The 18,453-nt window shown below is 74.4% G+C and carries 12 protein-coding genes, 2 pseudogenes and 1 other annotated feature; of the genes and pseudogenes, 7 read left to right on the plus strand and 7 right to left on the minus strand.

All coding sequences use genetic code 11. The annotated features are described in order from the left end of the window. Positions 1-1,157 (plus strand): annotated as a pseudogene (locus WDV86_RS06585) (IS3 family transposase); the annotation flags it as partial. After that, positions 128-262: a sequence feature (AL1L pseudoknot), on the plus strand. Its footprint overlaps the pseudogene before it by 135 nt. A 283-nt stretch (positions 1,158-1,440) precedes the next feature. Here WDV86_RS06585 and WDV86_RS06590 read toward each other — a convergent pair. The 3 genes from WDV86_RS06590 to WDV86_RS06595 all read right to left on the minus strand — a co-directional run bounded on the left by WDV86_RS06590 (position 1,441) and on the right by WDV86_RS06595 (position 6,540). Further along, positions 1,441-3,204, minus strand: a complete 1,764-nt coding sequence (locus WDV86_RS06590) for a heparinase II/III domain-containing protein (RefSeq protein WP_339566810.1) — start codon at positions 3,202-3,204, stop codon at positions 1,441-1,443. Next, positions 3,158-4,054 (minus strand): transposase, encoded by an 897-nt coding sequence (locus WDV86_RS16250; RefSeq protein ID WP_445262973.1) that lies wholly within the window; start codon positions 4,052-4,054, stop codon positions 3,158-3,160. Before WDV86_RS16250 ends, WDV86_RS06590 begins: the two co-directional genes overlap by 47 nt. 1,625 nt (positions 4,055-5,679) lie before the next feature. Next, entirely contained in the window at positions 5,680-6,540 is an 861-nt protein-coding gene (locus WDV86_RS06595) for a hypothetical protein (RefSeq protein WP_339566811.1), read from the minus strand. A gap of 431 nt (positions 6,541-6,971) precedes the next feature. Between WDV86_RS06595 and rfbB the strand changes: the two genes are divergently transcribed. From rfbB to manA, 4 genes are all read left to right on the plus strand, one after another. Continuing rightward, complete coding sequence (gene rfbB / locus WDV86_RS06600; protein WP_339566812.1) at positions 6,972-7,988, plus strand: dTDP-glucose 4,6-dehydratase; 1,017 nt, start codon at positions 6,972-6,974, stop codon at positions 7,986-7,988. Positions 7,989-8,078: 90 nt separating this feature from the next. Beyond that, positions 8,079-9,581 carry a DUF1800 domain-containing protein gene (locus tag WDV86_RS06605; protein ID WP_339566813.1) on the plus strand — a complete coding sequence of 501 codons (1,503 nt, stop codon included), beginning with the start codon at positions 8,079-8,081 and terminating at the stop codon, positions 9,579-9,581. 164 nt (positions 9,582-9,745) lie between these two features. Next, on the plus strand, positions 9,746-10,960 hold the full coding sequence (locus WDV86_RS06610; protein ID WP_339566814.1) for a DUF1501 domain-containing protein: 1,215 nt from the start codon (positions 9,746-9,748) through the stop codon (positions 10,958-10,960). 60 nt (positions 10,961-11,020) lie between these two features. Beyond that, the gene (gene manA / locus WDV86_RS06615; protein WP_339566815.1) at positions 11,021-12,193 is read left to right on the plus strand and encodes a mannose-6-phosphate isomerase, class I; all 1,173 of its coding nucleotides are present in this window, start codon (positions 11,021-11,023) and stop codon (positions 12,191-12,193) included. Positions 12,194-12,217: 24 nt separating this feature from the next. Here the strand turns inward: manA and WDV86_RS06620 are convergent, their stop codons facing one another. Then, complete coding sequence (locus tag WDV86_RS06620; RefSeq protein ID WP_339566816.1) at positions 12,218-12,967, minus strand: TIGR03089 family protein; 750 nt, start codon at positions 12,965-12,967, stop codon at positions 12,218-12,220. Between the two features lie 85 nt (positions 12,968-13,052). On the opposite strand from WDV86_RS06620, the gene WDV86_RS06625 reads away from it, so the two are divergent. Then, positions 13,053-14,072, plus strand: coding sequence for a DNA-3-methyladenine glycosylase family protein (locus tag WDV86_RS06625; RefSeq protein WP_339566817.1), 1,020 nt, complete (start codon positions 13,053-13,055; stop codon positions 14,070-14,072). 16 nt (positions 14,073-14,088) lie between these two features. On the opposite strand, the gene WDV86_RS06630 is transcribed toward WDV86_RS06625, so the two are convergent. Genes WDV86_RS06630 through cofD form a run of 3 tightly spaced genes read right to left on the minus strand, consistent with a single transcriptional unit; the run spans position 14,089 to position 17,694 of the window. Beyond that, the gene (locus WDV86_RS06630) at positions 14,089-15,375 is read right to left on the minus strand and encodes a S8 family serine peptidase (RefSeq protein ID WP_339566818.1); all 1,287 of its coding nucleotides are present in this window, start codon (positions 15,373-15,375) and stop codon (positions 14,089-14,091) included. 43 nt (positions 15,376-15,418) lie between these two features. Further along, a complete protein-coding gene (cofE, locus tag WDV86_RS06635) occupies positions 15,419-16,594 on the minus strand; it encodes a coenzyme F420-0:L-glutamate ligase (protein WP_339566819.1) in 1,176 nt (391 codons plus the stop codon). Beyond that, the gene (gene cofD, locus WDV86_RS06640; protein WP_339566820.1) at positions 16,591-17,694 is read right to left on the minus strand and encodes a 2-phospho-L-lactate transferase; all 1,104 of its coding nucleotides are present in this window, start codon (positions 17,692-17,694) and stop codon (positions 16,591-16,593) included. The genes cofE and cofD overlap by 4 nt, the downstream gene beginning before the upstream one ends. A 521-nt stretch (positions 17,695-18,215) precedes the next feature. Between cofD and WDV86_RS06645 the strand changes: the two are divergent. Further along, positions 18,216-18,452, plus strand: a pseudogene (locus tag WDV86_RS06645) (WhiB family transcriptional regulator); the annotation flags it as partial. Position 18,453: the final 1 nt, after the last annotated feature.

Raw genomic sequence — 18,453 nt, forward strand, 5'->3', positions numbered from 1 at the left:
GCAAGCGGGAGGTGCCCCCAGGTCGCACCCGGCCCGGGACGACGACCAAGGATGGCCGGCGGATCGCTGAGCTCGAGCGGGAGAACCGTGAGCTGCGGTGGGCGAACGACATCTTGAAGACGGCGTCGGCATTTCGCCCAGGCGGAGCTCGACCGCCGACTGGAGTAGTCGTCGAGTACATCGACGCGCACAAGGACCGTTTCGGGGTCGATCTTGGGAGGAGCTCTGCGACGGCGTCTGCAGGGTGCTGCAGGTCGCCCCGAGCACCTACTACGCCGCCAAGACCAGACCCCCGTCGGCGAGGTCAGTGAGCGACGCGGTGACCACCGAGGTGATCCGGTGTGTGCACGAGGACAACTACGGGGTCTACGGGGCCCGCAAGGTCCACGCCGAGACGGTCCGCCGCGGCCAGGCGGTGGCCCGGTGCACCGTGGAGCGGTTGATGGCCGCGGCGGGGCTGCGGGGCCTGTCGCGGGCCAAGGGCCCGCGGACCACGGTGTCCGGGACCGGCCCGGACGCCCGCCCGGACCTGGTCCAGCGCAGGTCTAAGGCCACGGCGCCGGACCAGCTGTGGGTCGCTGACGTTTCCCCCACCCTTCGGGCGGGAGGTGCCCCCGCCTACTGCCGGACCTTCGCCGGGTGGGTCTACGCCGCGTTTGTCGTCGACGTGTTCTCCCGCCGGGTGCTCGGGTGGCAGCTGTCGACGTCGCTGCGCACCGACCTGGCGCTGGACGCCCTGGAGATGGGGCTGTGGACCCGCGCCCGCGAGGGCGTCGACATGACCGGATTGGTGCACCACTCGGACAAGGGCGGGCAGTACCTCGCGGTGCGCTACACCCAGCGTTTGGCCGAGGCTGGCGCAGTCGCATCCGTGGGGTCCACGGGCGACTCGTACGACAACGCCCTCGCGGAAGCGTTCAACTCGTTGTTCAAGGCCGAGCTGGTCCGCAACAAGGGACCGTGGAAGAACATCGACGACCTCGAGATCGCCACCGCCGATGGGGGCACCTCCCACGAAGTGGGGGAACGTCGACTGGTACAACCACCGGCGCCTGCACAGCGAGCTCGGCCACGTCCCACCGGCCGAGCACGAGGCCACCCGCCAGCAAGACCCCGTTCCGGCTACCGTCGGGGCGTCACTTCAGAGCCTCCACTGAACCCGGGGCGAGACACCTCGGCCGTCAGCCCGCAGGTGGCGGACGAGCGGTCCGCCTGAGGGTCTGCGGGAGAGAGTCGGGCCGAGCGCCCGGTCCCGGCCAGTCACGAGGCGTCGACGAGACGACGTCACCAGCAGTCGTCCCCTGGCGCTCCAGTGAGTTCCCAGCATATTTACCTGCGGGGCGCAGCACGAGCCTCCCCATTGGCCGAGCTATTCCCGACGGGGCTCTCACCTGCCTTGCACGGCGGGCCCACTGTGACCGCGGTAGTGGCGGCCCGCCCTCACCGAGGGACGAAGGTGACGACCGTCGCCGCGGTATGTGTGCCCGCGCGCGCGGGGCGTGTGCCGACGTCGAGGATCAGAGTCCGCCATCCCTGGTTCGAACGGCCTCCCCTCGGCGCGGCTGGTGCGTCGACGACTCGGAAGGCGCCGGGTGTCGACGAACCGAGCCGTGCTTCAACGGTTCGACCGTCGATCGTCAGGAGGGCGGAGCGGCCCTCGCGCGCCAGCTTCACCGACGCACGAGTGTGCGCCGACCACCGGAGCTCGGCCGGGCTCGAGAGACGCACCCGGTCGACAGTCGTCACCTGCTCGCCGGCCAGGACGATCTGACGGCTCGCCTCGCGGGCTTGGAGCGCCTGCCGCATGTCCACGGTGATGTGGCGGCTGCTCGGGCCGAGGGTCGGAGACGAGAGCGGTGCGAGCGCAGTGGGTGGCTGCTGGACGCTTCTGCGCATCAGCGTGGAATGCGCCTCCGTCGTGAGCCGCCAGGGGCTGCTGCTCCCCAGCGGACCGGTGTAACCGGGGAGGGAGTACTCGTCTTGACCGTACTCGTCGACGAAGCGTCGACCGTCCATCTCGAGCACAAAGGTGCCAAGATCGAGGTGCCGGTGACCTGCCACTTGTGAGCCGCCGCGTACGGCCACCCAGGTGGCGTCCTCCTCCCAGCTGCTGCGCAACATCGCCACGCCGGCGCTCTCATACGTGCGTGCCAATGGCTGGCACGTGGGTTTGGAAGTCTCCGGCCGTGCCCACAGGAGCAGCAGTCCGTCGACCTTCCGCTGGTCGAGCAGCCGCTGTCCCAGCCAATCCCCCAAAGGGTCGCCGCCCTGCCGTGCATTCCACAGCGCCAGGTAGGGCCTGATGTAGGCGCCGTCGGCATCCGCGTAGTCGAAGGTCTCGCCCGAAGGTCCGGTGACGTCGAGGATGTGCTGCGCCGCAGCGGGCACGCGGGGGACCTGTCGTCCCCCGGCGTCCCCGTAGCTCAGCAGCAGGCTGGAGGACACGAGGGCGAGGTACCGGTGCACCAACCACGTGTAGTTCGGGCCCTCCGGGCTCCCTCCGTCGGAGGCCGTGGTCGCCACCGCGCGGCGCAGGCGTGGGAGGGCCTGGGCGAAGACGGCGCCGGCGGCGGCGTCGTTCTGGTCCGCGACGACCATCGCGGCCATGGTCATCCCTGCGTTGACGACGACACCCCAGTTCGAGGTGGACTCGACCATCCACGAGCGGTTCGTGTAACCCCAGCAGGCCGGTGCCAGCGCCTTACTCACGAGAGCGGCACGGACGGTGCTGCGCTGTGCACGGCTGAAGGCGTCGGGGACGAGGCTGTAACCGAGGGCGACCGTGCTGGCCACCTCCGCCGTCTCCAGGAGAGAGTCCTGGCCCGTGACGATCGGCGCGGTCGAGCCCCAGGAGCGCATCGAGGTCCACGTCAACACCTCGTCCCGGATGCGGCGGGCGTAGGTAGCGGAGCTGGTGGCGACTCGGCCGCCCTCCACGGCGGGGCTCTTGCCGTCCGCGGCCACCTCCATGGCCGCGCGAAGCAAGATCATCCGGTCGGCGGAGCTCCGAGCACCGAGCGAGAGTGAGGTGCTCCTCGGCAGAGGCGCCGCTAGCGCCGCGTCCGAATGACGCAAGACCTGCCGCACCTGAAGACCTTCGTCGCTCGACATGGTGAGCGTCGCCCGGCTCTCGAGTTGTCTCAACCACGCCAGGTCGTCAGGACCGACCACCATGGCGGGATTCGTCGTGCGTGAGGCAGCCATCGCCTCGAGGGGGCGGTCTGCGGGCAAAGAGCAGGAGTCGAACCGCACAGTGGCAGGCACGGCTGCTGCCGGCGCCGGGGTCACTGCCAGAACAGCGCCGACGAGGACGGCGAGGGAGGAGAGGCCGGCGACCGCACGTGATGCGGTACGCGCGTGGGTCGCCGTCGGGAGCCTTGTGGACCTGTGCAGCGAGGCGGAGGGCTGACGACGTCTCGAGGGGAGAAGGGCCACACAGCCACCTCGGCGCCTCGGGCGGCATGGTGGACCGCCGCGCCGTCGGAGCACCTGCTCGGGCTAGTGCATGCCTCCCTTCGGCTTGAGCCAGGCGAGGGTGGTGGTCACATCGAGTCCGCCGCGGCAGACCAGGACAACCTGGCTCTTTGTATCTGCGGTGGGGCTCAGTCGAGGTGGGCTGGTGGTAGATCGAGCGCAGCTGCTGGCGTAGAACCAGGCGACGCCCGGCCTGGTCGTGCTCAGGATGGGCGGCGAACGCCGCTTCGAGGCGGGCGAGCTGGCGGTCGGTGAGATTCTCGATCCCGGCGCGCAGAGTGGTGCGGATGTCGTAGACCGGGTCGCCGGAGTCGCCGCGGTGGCCAGCGGTCTCCTGCACCCGCCTTCGGACGTCGTCCAGGGCGGCGGCGGGCGACGACTGGAGGTACTCCCGCTTGCGGGGGAGGAAGGGGTCGACCACCGAGGTGGCGTCGGCGAGCTTGTCGTCGATGGCCTTCTTGTCCCCGTGGAAGGGGTCCAGCGTCGCAGTGGCCACTCCGGCGCGGAAGGCCTCACCGCGGTCCTGCAGCCAGTCGGCGTAGACCCATCCAGATCGGCCCGGGTACTTGCGTCCAGCGATCGGGCGTGGAGGCGTCCGTCCTGCTCACGGGTCAGGTCGACCATCCCGGTCAGCCCTTCGGGCCCCGTCTGCGAGGGTCGACGTGGTGGGGAGGCCCGGAGCGTGTGCTCGTCCACCCCCAGCGCAGTGACGTCGTCGAAGCGGGTCTCGCCGTCGGCCAGCACTGCGAGCAGCGGGGCGACCGAGGTCCACAGGCTCCGCCAGGACGCCCCGAGCTGGCGGGCGAGCCCTGCGACGGAGGCGTGCTCGCGGCGCAGCTGTGTGATCGCCCACCACCGCGCCCGGGGCAACAGCCGCGCCCGCGACAGCGCGACCTCGTCGTCGACCTCGGTGAAGCTGCACACCGGACAGGACGGCTCACTGCAGGTCCAGGTCCGCTTCCGCCACACCAGCTGCACCGGGCGCCCGAACGCCGGCCCCTGCACCAAAGCGTGCTCCCGGCGTCCGTGGCTGGTCGCGATCACCCCGTAGGCCCGCCACCCCGACGGACTCGGCGGCGACTCGACCCTCACCACCAGCCCGTCGGCGCCGGCGTCGACGGCGACCACGTGCATCCCGTCCAGGCCCACCAGCCGGTCGCAGCACGCGCGGTACGCACCCGGGCAGAAGCGGGCGCAGAGAACTGAGTCGTCCACAGTTGAGGTCCTCGCTGATCAGGTAACTCGGTCGCTCCTGATCTTGAGGACCTCGACCCTCACCCACCCTCAGCCCACGACCGGCGGGTCGTCACCGCCCCCACCGCGCGGGCACGAGAAGTCGAGTTAGGGACGGTCCATCGATGGCGGGTGTCGACGTCGTAGCCGGCCCAGTCCGCGGGCTGCCGAAGCGTTAGGAGATCTCGACATTCGGCTTGTCGGCTCGGTTGCTGCAGCCACTCGCCCTCGCTGGCCCGCTCGATGCCCGGGTGTAGACGCCCTTGTTGACCCATTCCCCGGCGAGGGGCACGTCGCCGGCGCTTTGCCTGCCGTAGCAAGAGACCCGCCGGCGTTGCCGCCCGGGCAATCGTACAGGTGATTGATGTTCTTGCTGGTCCGGTAATGCCGGGCGTCTGCGAGCCGTCGCCGTCCCAGTCGCCGCAGAGGCGCTGATCACCGGCACCCGCCCGGCCCTACACGAAAGATCGGAGGGCGTTGCCGCCGACCAGACCTTTCCGGGATGTGCCCGCTTCTTGTCGACGGGCGGTACAGGCCTGCGGTGGCCTGTCCATCGCCGTCCCAGTCGCACGGCAGGTGCCGGTCCCCGGTGCTGCCGACATTCCAGGTGCGCGAGCCGGCCTCTGACGTTCGTGCCCCGCCCCGAGATGGGTGCTCGCTTCTTCATCCGCGAGCGCTGGCGCCATCGCAGGCCCTCGTCAGTACCGCACCCTCCACGGCCGCCGCGGCGGCCATCACCTCTCGACTCGTTCTTAAGGAGGGTCCTTGCCTCGCCGGCATGTCAGGGACCCGACGCGCAGGTCGCCGGACAGCAAAGGAGCTGGACGAAGCCGCCCAAAGCTGGCCTTCCTTCAGTCGCGTGTAGCGCTCGTTGCATCGCCGGTGTCGGCCAAGTGCGGCAGCGGCCATCGCGCCAGATCATCTGGCTCAGGCAACGCAGGGGTCTCTGTGTCAAGGCTCGATCGTGCCGCTTCAGCTGTCAGGGCCTAGGCGGGCGACCGAGACCTGGCGCGACTCCGGATCCGAGGGGACCCAGTTCTCGACGTCGAGGGGGATGTCGGTGGCCTTGCCGTACGCCTGCTCACGGGTGATCTGCATGGTGGGGGCGCCGGGTAGATCACCTGTGAACAGGTAGCGGTTGCCCCGTCGCAGGACAAGCGTGTCGACTCCGTTGAGGTACAGCGACGCGGCGGTGACGGGCGCGTCGGTCGGCAGGCCGAAAGTACTGCTGCGGACGCCGCCGCCGCCAGTAATGTTGTCGGTGGCGAAGTAGTAGCGGTTTCCGCGCTTGACGGCCATCTCGTCGACGGAGTCGCCGTCCCAGTCGCCGATGAGCGGCGTGTCCGTGGGTCGACCAAAAGTCACGGCCTTCGTTTGGGTGGCCAGTCGGAAGTAGAAGACACCTTCCCGCCACACGATCAGTGAGTCCTGCTCCCACATTGACTTGTCGACCGGCGTTGTCTGCCCACAGAAGGGCGTGTCGCCGGGTCGGCCGAAGCGCTCGATGTTAGAGGTCGTCCCGACGTCTGAGTCGTCGATGTTGTAAGTCCAGTAACCGTTCCGGAAGCTCGCCGGAAGGGCGCTGGGCGTCATGGGCCAAATCTTGCACATCAGAGGCTTGTCAGTGGGGTCGGCCTCCCACGTCGACGACGCAAGTCGGCTGGTCTGCGTCGGCGCTCCGACGCCTGGTTGAGAGTAGAAGGACAATTCCTGCCCGCTGGGCTCGAAGACTGGCGGCCACGCCGCTGCAGCTGGCGTGACGACCGCACACACCGCTGCCACGACGACCACACCTACCGCGAACGCACGACGCGCCGCCTTCGACCTGCTCACAAGTCCTCCTGCACGACGAGCGGAGCGGGGCGCTCAGATGCCCGGACGGTACGGCGCTGAAGAGCGTGTGGTCGCGACCTTCACGAGGTAGTCACCCTTATGGGCGTCTTCAGCTTCTCGACGGCACATCGACGAGCTGGTTGACCTCCCCGACAACCTCGGACGGTGGCGAGGGGGGCCTCGGGGGCGGTCGACCCGACCTGACCTGACCTGCTCGAGCTCGTGGTCTACGAGTCTGGGGTGGCGGCCGGAGCACTCGCCCGACGACTAGTGCACCGCCGCGCGTCAGTCGACGACCGCGGACCGACCCATCGCAGGCAGCACCGGCCTCCCGGTCCGTCGGGCAGCGCGAGCCCCTCGTGGTGAGGTCTGTCAGGAGCGCTCCCGAGTACGGTGCAGGCGCTTGTCCTGCCGATCGTCGAAGGAGCGCCATGCGCCTGCTCGTCACCGGAGCCGCCGGTTTCATCGGCGCCAACTTCGTGCACCAAAGCGTGCGTGAGCACCCCGACGTCGAGGTCACCGTCCTCGACGCGCTCACCTACGCCGGGGACCGCGCGTCGCTCGCGGAGGTCGCCGACCGCATCAGCTTCGTCGAGGGGGACGTGGCGGACGCCGAGCTCGTCGGACGGCTGGTCGCCGGCAGCGACGCCGTCGTCCACTTCGCCGCGGAGAGCCACAACGACAACAGCCTCGCCGACCCCAGTCCCTTCCTGCGGACGAACCTGCTGGGTACCTACGCGCTGCTCGAGGCGGTGCGCGCCCACGACGTGCGCTACCACCACATCTCCACCGACGAGGTGTACGGCGACCTCGAGCTGGACGACCCTGCCCGCTTCACCGAGCAGACGCCCTACAACCCCTCGAGCCCCTACAGCTCGACGAAGGCGGGCAGCGACCTGCTCGTGCGCGCGTGGGCCCGCTCCTTCGGCGTCCGGGCGACGATCAGCAACTGCTCGAACAACTACGGGCCCTACCAGCACGTCGAGAAGTTCATCCCGCGGCAGATCACCAACCTCGTCGACGGCGTGCGGCCCAAGCTGTACGGCGCCGGCGAGAACGTGCGCGACTGGATCCACGTCGAGGACCACAATGCCGCCGTCTGGGAGATCCTCGAGCGCGGCCGGGTGGGGGAGACCTACCTCATCGGCGCCGACGGCGAGCTGAGCAACAGGCGCGTCGTCGAGCTCGTGCTCGGTGCCTTCGGGCGTCCGGCCGACGACTTCGACCATGTCACCGACCGCGCCGGGCACGACCTGCGCTACGCCATCGACTCCACCAAGCTGCGCGAGGAGCTGGGGTGGGCGCCGCGGTACACGACCTTCGAGGACGGGCTCGCGGCGACGGTCGACTGGTACCGCGCGCACGAGGGGTGGTGGCGCCCGCGCAAGGCGGCCACCGAGGCGCGCTACACCGCGAGCGGCCAGGAGGTGCTCTCAGCCCGCCCCTGACCGTCCGACCGGGTGGTCGTCGCAGGACTGCACGGGTGACGAAGTCGGCGGCGGGTCAACGAGGCGAGGACCTGCAACGACATCTCGCTCATGGCCCTCACCGCCCCCGCCCCGACGGGTGCCGACGTCGTCACCCGCGACGCGGTCTGCCGACCGGACGCCTCGACCGCGGTTCCGACCGAGGAGCGCGCCGCCGTCCTGCACCTCCTCCGCCGCGCCACCTGGGGTGTCACGCCCCAGGTGGTCGCCGAGGTCACCGACGTCGGCCGGGCCGCCTGGGTCGACGGCCAGCTGGCGCCGGCGTCCGTCCCCGACGCCGAGTGCGAGGCCTACCTCGCCCGGCTGCCCCTGGCGTCGATGGACCTGGTGCGAGCCCGGACCGGGGGGATCCCGCAGTTCTCCTGGGACGGGATGCTCGCGCTCGGCTTCGCGACGACGGCGCGCCAGCTGTGGAGCCGCCGGCAGCTGCTCGAGGTCGTCGTCGACGTCCTCGCCGACCACCTGCACGTCGCCAACCCCTCGGGCGACGTGTGGTGGTCGCGGATGGACTACGACGTCACGGTCGTGCGCCGGCACGCCCTCGGCCGCTTCGAGGACGCGCTCGTCGCCTCGGCGCAGCACCCGGCGATGCTCGCCTTCCTCGACAACGCCAGCAGCACGAAGAAGGCGCCGAACGAGAACTACGGGCGCGAGCTGCTCGAGCTGCACACCGTCGGGCTGGGAGCGGGGTACACCGAGGACGACGTGCGTGCCTGCACCCGGCTGTTCACGGGCCTCGGCATCGACGGCGCGACGGGCACCATGCGCTTCCGGCCCGAGCGGCACGACACCTCCGCCGTCACGGTGCTCGGGTGGAGCGCGCCCGCCCACGCGGCCGCCGACGGGCCGGCGCTGCAGGTCTCGCTGCTTCGCTACCTGGCCCGCCACCCCGCCACCGGCCGTCGGGTCGCCACCAAGCTGGCACGGCGGTTCGTCGGCGACGACCCGCCGGCCGCGCTGCTGGACCGCCTCGGTGCGCTCTACGTCGAGAAGGGCACGGCGATCGCGCCGCTCGTGCGCGAGCTGCTGCTGGCCCCCGACGCCCTGGCCGCGGCGCAGCCGAAGGTCAAGCGTCCGCGCGAGGACCTGCTCTCGACCGTCCGCGCCATGGGTCACCGCCCCGACGTCAGCGGGACCAAGGGGGCCGAGGGGATCTACTGGATGCTGCGGGGCCGGGCCGACGCCCCCTCGGACTGGGCCCCGCCCAACGGCTTCCCCGACGTCGCCGCCGCCTGGCAGTCGGCGTCCGGCTCGCTCGCCGCCTGGGACCAGCACCTGGAGGTGGCGAGCGGGTGGTGGCCGCGGGCCTACCAGCTCGCCACCCCGCAGCAGCTGCTGCCGACGCCGGCGCCCGCGACCGTCGGCGCGCTCGTCGACGCGCTGGCCCAGCGGGTGCTCGCGGCCCCGCTCGCGCCGGCCGAGCGGGCCGCCGTCGTCGCCTTCACCGGCAGGACCGAGACGACCGCCCTGCGCGCCGGCGACGAGTGGCTCGGCTGGCGCCTGGCCTCCCTCGTCTGCTGCGTGCTCGACAGCCCCTCCTTCGCGACCCGTTGACCGACGACGCGACCAGCGACCAACCCGACGAGAGACGACCGATGAGCCATCGACACCTGCCTTCTCTGGCCTCTCTGCCCGGCCTGCCCCGGCCGCGCCGCTCGCCCGAGGCGTCGCCCGCGAGCGGGTCACCCTGCGGCTGCGACGAAGAACGACGGGCCGGCGTGAGCCGTCGATCCGTGCTGGCCGGCGCGCTCGCGGGCGGCCTGGCGCTGACGGTCGGCGACGCCTCGACGCAGGTGGCCCTCGCCGCGCCGGGCTACACCGGTGACACGCTCGTCGTCCTGTCCCTGCGCGGCGGGGTGGACGGGCTGTCCATGGTCGCGCCGGTCGGCGACCCGTACTACGCCGCCCTGCGGCCGACGCTCGCCGTGCCGGCCTCGGTGGCCCACCAGCTCGACGCGACCTTCGGGCTGCACCCCGCGCTGGGCCCGCTGCTGCCCCTGTGGCGGGCCGGGCAGCTCGCCGTGCTGCACGCCGTCGGCATGGCGGCGGCCAACCGCTCGCACTTCTCGGCGATGGAGGAGATGGAGCGGGCCGCGCCCGGCACGACCCTGCGGACCGGGTGGCTCGACCGGATGGTCGGCGGCACGGGTGAGGGCTCGGTCTTCTCGGCCGTGCAGGCGGGGAGGACCACGCCGGCCTCGAGCCTGCGCGGGCCGACGCCCGAGCTGGCCTTCCGCGCGCTCGACGGCCTGCGGCTGCGCTCCGGGGCACGGGGGGAGGAGGCCCGCCGCGACACCGTCCTGCGGGCCCTGCACGCCGGGGCCCCCGCCGCGCTCGCCGGCGCGGCGACGACGGCGCTGGACGCCGTCGCCCGCACCGGCGGGGTGCTGGCCGCGCGCCCGGCCCCGCCGGTCGCCTACCCCGACTCCGACCTCGGGCGCTCGCTGCGCGACGTCGCCGCCCTCGTCCTGACCGGCGCCGGCGTGCGCGCGGCCGCCGTGGACGTGGGGGACTGGGACATGCACGTCGGCATGGGGGCCCCCACCGACCCGAAGGGGTGGATGCACACCAAGCTCACCGACCTGGCGCGCGCCCTCGTGGCCTTCGCCGCCGACCTCGGCCCGGCGATGTCGCGCGTCACCCTGGTGACGCTCTCGGAGTTCGGGCGGACCGCGGACGAGAACGGCTCCGGCGGCACCGACCACGGCTACGGCAACGCCGTCCTCGTGCTGGGCGGCGGCGTCGTCGGGGGCAGGGTGCACGGCCGCTGGCCCGGCCTCGCACCGACGGCCCGGGTGGGCGGGGACCTCGCCGTGACGACCGACTACCGCTCCCTGCTCGCCGAGGCCCTCGTCACTCGGTGCGGGATGACGCCGGCCACGGCCTTCCCCGGCGCGGTGACGCCGACCTCGGGGGTCTTCCGCGCGCGCTGACCCGCTCGCGACCGGGGTGAGCCCGGGGCGGTCGCGACGCCGCTGCGTAGCCTGCCGGGCGTGGAGAAGCTCACCGGCGTGGTCCGGGACTACGCGTGGGGCTCGCGGACGGCGCTGCCCGAGCTGCTGGGCCTGCCCGCCGACGGGCGGCCGCAGGCCGAGCTGTGGCTCGGCGCCCACCCCGGCGCGCCGTCGCGGGCCGGCGACGAGCCGCTCGACGCGCTCGTCGACCGCGACCCCGCAGGCGTCCTCGGGGCGCGCGTGCGCGAGCGCTTCGGCGACCGGCTGCCCTACCTGCTCAAGGTGCTGGCGGCCGCCGCGCCGCTGTCGGTGCAGGCCCACCCCAGCGAGGAGCAGGCCCGCGACGGCTTCGCCCGCGAGGAGGAGGCCGGCGTCCCGCTCGGCGCCGGGCACCGCAGCTACAAGGACCCGCACCACAAGCCCGAGATGGTCGTGGCGCTGACGCCGTTCGAGGCGCTCTGCGGCTTCCGCGACCCGGAGGTGGCGGTCGCGGCGCTGCGGCGTCTCGACGTCCCCGAGGTGGCGCCGCTGGTCGACCTGCTGGAGGGCGCGGACCCGCAGGAGGCGCCCGGCGCGGCGATGGCGTACCTGCTGCAGGGCGGCGAGGAGGTGGCCGACCTCGTCGAGGCGGCCAGCGCCGCGTGCGCGGAGGACGCCGGCGACGAGCTGGACGCCGACCGCCGCACCGTCGCCGAGCTGTCGGCCTTCTACCCGGGCGACCCGGGCGTGCTCGTGGCCCTGCTGCTGCACCGGGTGCGGCTGGAGCCGGGCGAGGCCATCTGGCTGCCCGCGGGCAACGTCCACGCCTACCTGTCGGGCGTGGGGGTGGAGATCATGGCCGCCTCGGACAACGTGCTGCGCGGCGGCCTGACGGGCAAGCACGTCGACGTCGGCGAGCTGCACCGCGTCGTCGACCCGCGCCCGGTGCCGCTCCCGCGGGTCTCGCCGGACGAGCCGGCGGCCGGGGTACGGGTCTGGCGACCCGGGCCTGACGAGCTGGAGCTGTGGTGCCTCGCGGTGGAGGGGGAGACGCTCGCCGGCCCCGCGGACGGGCCGCGCGTCGCCCTGTGCACCGACGGCGAGGTGGCGCTGCAGGCGGACGGGCGGCCGCTGGCGCTGACCCGCGGGGCGAGCGCCCTCGTGCGCGACGACGACGGGCCGGTCGAGGTCACCGGGACCGGCACGGTCTGGGTCGCCGCCGTCCCGACCTGACCGCTCGCCCGACCTGACCGCCGCTCAGGCGCGGGCGGTCGCCTGCTCCTGCGCGGCGAGGTCGTCGAGGTCGGCGCCGGCGTCGGGGGAGACCAGGACGACGGAGCCGTCACGGTGCAGCACCCCCAGGACGAGGTCGGGCGCCAGGTCGTCGGCGAGCCCGAGGACCCGCTCGCAGGCCCGGATCTCGCTGATGCGCGCCAGGTCGTCGGCGAGCTCCAGCACGCGGGGGTCCTGGGTCTGCTCGTCGGCGTCGAAGACGTCGTCGCGGCCGGTGACCTCCGCGTTGTAGTCCAGCGCCCCGGGCGGGCCGCCCTCCGTCCTGCGCGACAGGGCCGGGGGGTCGACGACGACGACGCGCCCCGCCGGCCCGACCGGGCCGTCCGCCGTCGTCACGAGCACGGCTGGGGGCTGGGGCTCGAGGTCGTCGAGCATCTCGCCCTCGTCGCCGTCCCACGACGGCTCGGCGCCCGCCGACCACGCGGCCAGCGCCAGGACGACGGTGCGCCACGACGGCGGCAGGGCCAGCGCGACGACGTCGCCGGGCTCGACGTCGCACTCGTCCACCAGGAGGTCGGCGGACTTGGCGACCCAGTTGGCGAGCACCCGGGCGGAGAGCTCGACGCGCTCGCCGCCCGCGCCGTACCAGGTGACGCGCGGGCGGCCGCCGTCGCTCTCGGACAGGGCGTCCAGCAGCGCGGGCACGTGGCGGGCGCGCTCGACGGCCGGGTGCTCGCGGGCGGTCGAGGGGTCGTCTCCAGGAGGCTGGGGCACCCGGCGACCCTACGGTCGACCCGGTGCGGCGGGTACCGGGTGTCGGCAGGCTCCGGGTGTCGGTGGCACCCCGCACACTCGGGGGGTGCTCGACGCCCTCCCTCTCCGCCGCCCCCGGTCCTGGCCAGGGTCGTCGGCGCCGCTGGAGCGCACGTGGCGCCCCGGCCGGCCGCTCGACGTGGCCGCCGTCCTCGCGCCGCTGCGCCGGGGCGCGGGCGACCCGGCGGTCCGGCGTGTCGGCGGCGAGCACTGGTGGGCCACCCGGACGCCCGAGGGCACCGGGCTGCTGCACCTGCGCCCGGCGCCGGGGGAGGGGCTCGTGCACGCGCGGGCCTGGGGTGACGGCGCGCAGCACCTGCTCGACGGCGTGCCGACCCTGCTCGGCGCCGGTGACGACGACGCGGGCTTCACCCCGCTGGCCCGCCACGCCCGCCTCGTCGACGCGCACCGGCGCCACCTCGGCTGGCGGGTGCCGCGCACCCGTGCCGTGCTGGAGGCGACGGCCGGCGCCGCGGTCGAGCAGGTCGTCACCGGGGTCGAGGCCCACCGCGGCTGGCGTCGCCTGCTGCAGCGCTTCGGCGAGCCGGCACCAGGAGCCCCCGCCGCCGCCGGCGGGCCGGCCGCGGGAATGCGGGTGCCGCCGTCGGCGGAGGTCTGGCGCCGGGTGCCGAGCTGGGAGTGGCTGGCGGCCGGCGTCGAGCAGCGGCGCAGCCGGGTCGTCCAGACGGCGGCGCGCTCGGCGTCGGGCCTGGAGCGCACGCTGCTGCTGCCGCCCGAGCGCGTCGAGGCGGCGCTGCGCAGCCTGCCCGGCGTCGGGGTGTGGACGGCGGCCGAGGTGCGTCAGCGCGCCCACGGCGACGCCGACGCCTTCTCCTTCGCCGACTACCACGTGGCCAAGGACGTCACGTGGGCGCTGACCGGCGAGGTGCTCGACGACGACGCCTGCGCCGAGGTCATCGCGCCCTACGCCGGGCACCGCTACCGCGTGCAGCGGCTGCTGGAGATGTCGGGGGCCCGGCGTCCGCGCCGGGGCCCGCGGATGACGCTGCCGACGCACACGCCGGCGGGGAGCCCCCCGGTGCGGCGATCCCGGGGGGCGGCCTAGGTGTCCCAGCGAGGCGCTACCGGCAGGTCCGAGGGGCCCGCCCCGTCGCCTCCTCCAAGGCGGTGAGCGCCGCGGCGGGGTCGACGAGCCCGTAGCCCGTCTCGGCGTCGCGTCCGACTGCGCCGAGGTCTCTCGCCGTGCTGGTCAGGGCGTCGGCCACCTGGCGGGCCGAGGCGCCGGGGACCGTGGACACGAGCACAGCCGCCGCAGCCGCCACGTAGGGCGCTGCCATGGACGTCCCGCTCTTCGCGCCGTAGTCGTCGCCGTCGCCGACCACGGTCGAGACGATCGCGGTGCCCGGCGCCGCGAGGTCGGCGTGGGCGCCCGTCGAGGAGTAGGGCGCACGCCTGAGGTCCTTGCCGACGGCGGCGACGGCCAGGACGTCGGGGTAGGCCGCCGGGTAGTACGTCGGGGACCCGCTGCCCTCGTTGCCCATGGCCGCCACGACGACGACGTCCTGGGAGACGGCGTAGGCGATCGCGCGCTCGAGGACGTCGTCCCGGACCGGACCCCCGAGGGAGAGGTTGACGACGTCCGCACCGTTGTCCGCGGCCCAGACGACCCCGCGCGCGATGGCGGTCGTGCTCCCCGTGCCGTCAGCGCCGAGGGCCTTGACGGGCAGGACTCGCAGCCGGGCCAGCCCCTCACCGCCGAGGCCGTTGGCGATGGCCGCGCCGGCGATGCCGGCGACGTGCGTCCCGTGCCCGTTGCTGTCCCTCCGCCCGTCGCCTCCCGAGGAGGTCATGTCCGCGCCGGGCAGCACGACGGTCCGCAGGTCCTGGTGGTAGGCCGCCACGCCGCTGTCGACGACGGCGACCACGGGAGTCCCGTTCGCCCGCAGGCGGAACGACTCCGCCGCGAGCGCGTCCAGGCCCCACTGCTGCGGGCGCAGCGGGTCGGGAGATCGGGCGGGGACGGCTCCGCCGCGCAGGGTCCGCATGGTCGAGGGGACCGAGGAGGCCTCCACGGCGGGCAGCGTGTCGAGCAGGTCCACGACGGCGTCGGCCCGGCTGCGCGGCACCTCGACGGTGGAGATCTCGAGCCCTGCCCCCTCGGCGACCGCCAGGGCCACCTCGGTGGTCGGGCCCGGCACGTCCGCGTCCAGCGCGGCCTCGCCGGCGAGGGGGCGCAGCTCGGCCAGCACCTCCGGGGCGAGCTCGGACGTCCACCCGGGCAGCTCCGGCGGGGAAGAGGTCGGTGACGCGAAGGCGCCCACGAGGAGGACGGCGCAGCAGGCGGAGACGCCGGGCAGCGCACGCCCGGGACGACGCAGGAGGTTCACGAGGTGCTTGTCGGCCGTCACCGACTGGTCCTGGAGCCGGCGCGCGGCGCAGGCGCCGTCCGGCCTAGAGCATGCCCGGGGCCGGTGCGGTCGTCGGGGCTGCCGGCGCCCTGAGCGTGACGACCGTGGAGCTCGTCCCGTCGCGGCCCGCAGCGCGTGGTCGACGGTCCGTCGCCGTCACCGCCTCGACCCCCTCGGCCCACAGCGCCACCCTGACGCGCTCCGCGAGCACCCCTGCCTCGACGGCTCCGCCCTCGACCACGACGAGGACGGCTCCCTGGCCGGGCGCCCGGGCTGCAGCGCCCACCGGCGCCCCCGGCCCTGTCGCCACGGCCAGCGCCCGTCGCACCCGGGCGGCCACGCTGTCAGCGGCCGGGTCCAGCGGCGGCGCCTCGACGGCGCCGGGCGGGGAGCCGAGCGCGGCGCGGACCGCCTCGACGTGGCCGTAGGCGAACCAGTCCGAGGGGCCGGTGCGGACGCAGCCCGCGGCGCCCTCGCCGTCCGGGCCGCCGACCACCGCGTGCTCTGAGGCTCCGGTCGAGGTCGAGGCCGAGGTGCTGTCGACGGGAGGCAGCCCGCGCACGAGCGCGACGGGAGTCCCGGCGCCCTTGCCCTTGACGAGGTCCCCGAGGGCGGCGACCTCGTCGGCGACGGCACGGACCGTCACCTCCAGCGCCCGGCCGAAGCGGTCGACCTCGCCGCGGACGTCGTCGAGGGCCCGCACGCCGGCCGCACCGAGGGCGACGTCGGCCACCCCGACCCGCCACGGCCGGCCGGTCGTGTCGGAGACGACCACGCCGGGCGAGCGGCCCGTCAGCTCGGTGACGCGGGCGCGCAGCGCCCGCGCCGAGGCGTCGGGGTCGGCGGGCAGCAGCAGCACGGTCCCCGGCTCGACGTCCGAGGCGTCGACGCCGGCCGCCGCCAGGACGGGGCCGCTGCGGGACTCGACGACCCGGGTCGTGACGCCGCCCGGCATCGTCCGCTCGGCGACCACCCGCACCGTCTCCGCCTCGACCGCGGCCGCGCGGCTGCGTGCCCGGACGCTGCGTCCCTCTGCCTTGGCGACGACCTTGCTCGCGACGACCAGCACGTCGTCGTCGCGCAGCGCCAGCCCCGCCCGGGCGACGGCGTCGACGAGCAGCGCGCCGAGGTCGTGGCCCGCGCGCACCTCGGGCACACCGGGCAGGGCGACCGCCCGGACGGCGAAGCCGTCCACCGGCAGCGGCGGCTCGCGCCTCACGCGACGAGCCCGGCGTGCGCGGCGGGGACCCCTGGCCGTGACCCGAGCCTCGACCTCTGGTCGAGGCCGAGAGTGGCGACCTCGGCGGCGAGGTCCAGCGCGGCAGCCGCGATGCGGGCGGCGTCCACGGGCGTGGTCATGAGCAGCGGCTCGGCCCGCACGACCCACCCGGCGGCGCCGGCCCGCGCGTCGGGCGCGTCCGGCGGGTCGACGAGCCAGCCGTCGAGGACGTCGGCGTAGAGGCCGGCGACGGCGGCCGCCGTCGTCGGCACGCCGACGGCCCGCAGGCACGCGTCCGCCATGCCGCGCACGGGGCGGCCGCCGACGACGGGGCAGACGCCGACGACCGGCGCGCCGGTCTCCGCCAGAGCCCGGCGGACCCCCGGGACGGCCAGCACGGCGCCGAGGGAGACGACGGGGTTGCTCGGTGGCAGGAGGACGACGTCGGCGTCGCGGATCGCGGCGACGACCCCCGGGGCGGGCGTGGCCCCGCGCGCCCCGGCCACGACGACGCGCCGCGCGGGCGGGACGGCGTGGTGGCGCACCCACCACTCCTGGAAGTGCAGCGCCACCTCGCCGGGGCCTGCCAGGCCCGCCGCGAGCGGCGAGCGCACCGAGGCCGCGTCGAGGGCGGCCTCGGCGGCGTCGACGACGACGTGGGTCTCGACCCGGTCGTCGGTCATGGGCAGCAGGCGCACGCCTGGCGACCACCGGTGGCACAGCTGCTCGGTCACCGCGGACAGGGATGCGCCGGCGTCGAGCAGCCGGGTGCGGAGCAGGTGCGTCGCGAGGTCGAGGTCGCCGAGGGTGAACCAGTCGGCCGGCACGCCCCCGGCGTCGAGGTAGGCGCCGAGCTCGGCGGCCACGGCGCCGGTCTCCCCGCGCCGGCCCCAGCCGCGCTCGTCGTCGGCGCCCCCGCCCAGGGTGTACATGACGCTGTCGAGGTCGGGGCAGACGCGCAGGCCGGAGAGGGTGACGTCGTCGGCGGTGTTGCCGACGACGGTGAACTCGTGGCTGCTGCCCCGACCCGCGCCGGCGGCGAGCAGCCCCCGTAGGAAGCGGGCCCCGCCGACCCCTCCGGACAGGGCAGTGATCCGCATGCCCCCATCCTCGCTCCCCGGCGGACCACCCGCGGACAGTCGACCCAGCGTGACGCTTCGTGACGACGCGTCGATCGCCGTCTGGGCGGGCGGTCCTGCGGCTCGGTGCCCCGCCTACACCTGACGGGGTTGACGACCGCCGCACGACACGCGTGTAATTCGGTCACGACCCCCGGTGCCGCCGGCCGGGTCGGGAGACGGGCGGACCGCCGACCGCCGCTCCCCGCACCGCCTGCCCAGGCACTCTCAGTAGGCACGCCCGGAGGAGGGCCCCCGTGGCCGAGACGACGCACGCGCAGCACCTCGACGCCGATCCCGACACCCGTCTCGACCGCGGTGAGCGGCTGCTCGAGCGCCGGGCGACCGAGCTCGACGTGGTCGTGGGCCCCTGGGCCGCCGCCGCTCTCGACGAGAGCGCGCTCGAGCACGCCCCCGCCGCCCGCCGCGAGCGTGCCCTCGCCCGCCGCCAGGGTGACGAGCGTCTCGCCGGGGGGGCGTCGGGCGCCCTCGCGGGACTCGAGGAGGACGGCGACGAGGGTGTCCTCGGCTGGCAGGAGCGCGCGCTGTGCGCCCAGACCGACCCCGAGGCCTTCTTCCCCGAGAAGGGCGGCTCCACGCGCGAGGCCAAGCGGGTGTGCGTCTCCTGCGACGTGCGCGCGGAGTGCCTGGAGTACGCCCTCCTCAACGACGAGCGCTTCGGCATCTGGGGCGGCATGTCCGAGCGCGAGCGTCGCAAGCTCAAGAAGCGCGCGGGCTGAG

It is taken from the genome of Pseudokineococcus sp. 1T1Z-3 (assembly GCF_037482365.1).
In the GTDB taxonomy this organism is placed as follows: domain Bacteria; phylum Actinomycetota; class Actinomycetes; order Actinomycetales; family Quadrisphaeraceae; genus Pseudokineococcus.

Bases quoted from the DNA above. Each gene is read 5' to 3' on its own strand.
- WDV86_RS06590 (WP_339566810.1), bottom strand. From the start codon at position 3,204: ATGGCTGCCTCACGCACGACGAATCCCGCCATGGTGGTCGGTCCTGAC.
- cofD (WP_339566820.1), bottom strand. From the start codon at position 17,694: ATGCGGATCACTGCCCTGTCCGGAGGGGTCGGCGGGGCCCGCTTCCTA.
- WDV86_RS06605 (WP_339566813.1), top strand. From the start codon at position 8,079: ATGGCCCTCACCGCCCCCGCCCCGACGGGTGCCGACGTCGTCACCCGC.
- rfbB (WP_339566812.1), top strand. From the start codon at position 6,972: ATGCGCCTGCTCGTCACCGGAGCCGCCGGTTTCATCGGCGCCAACTTC.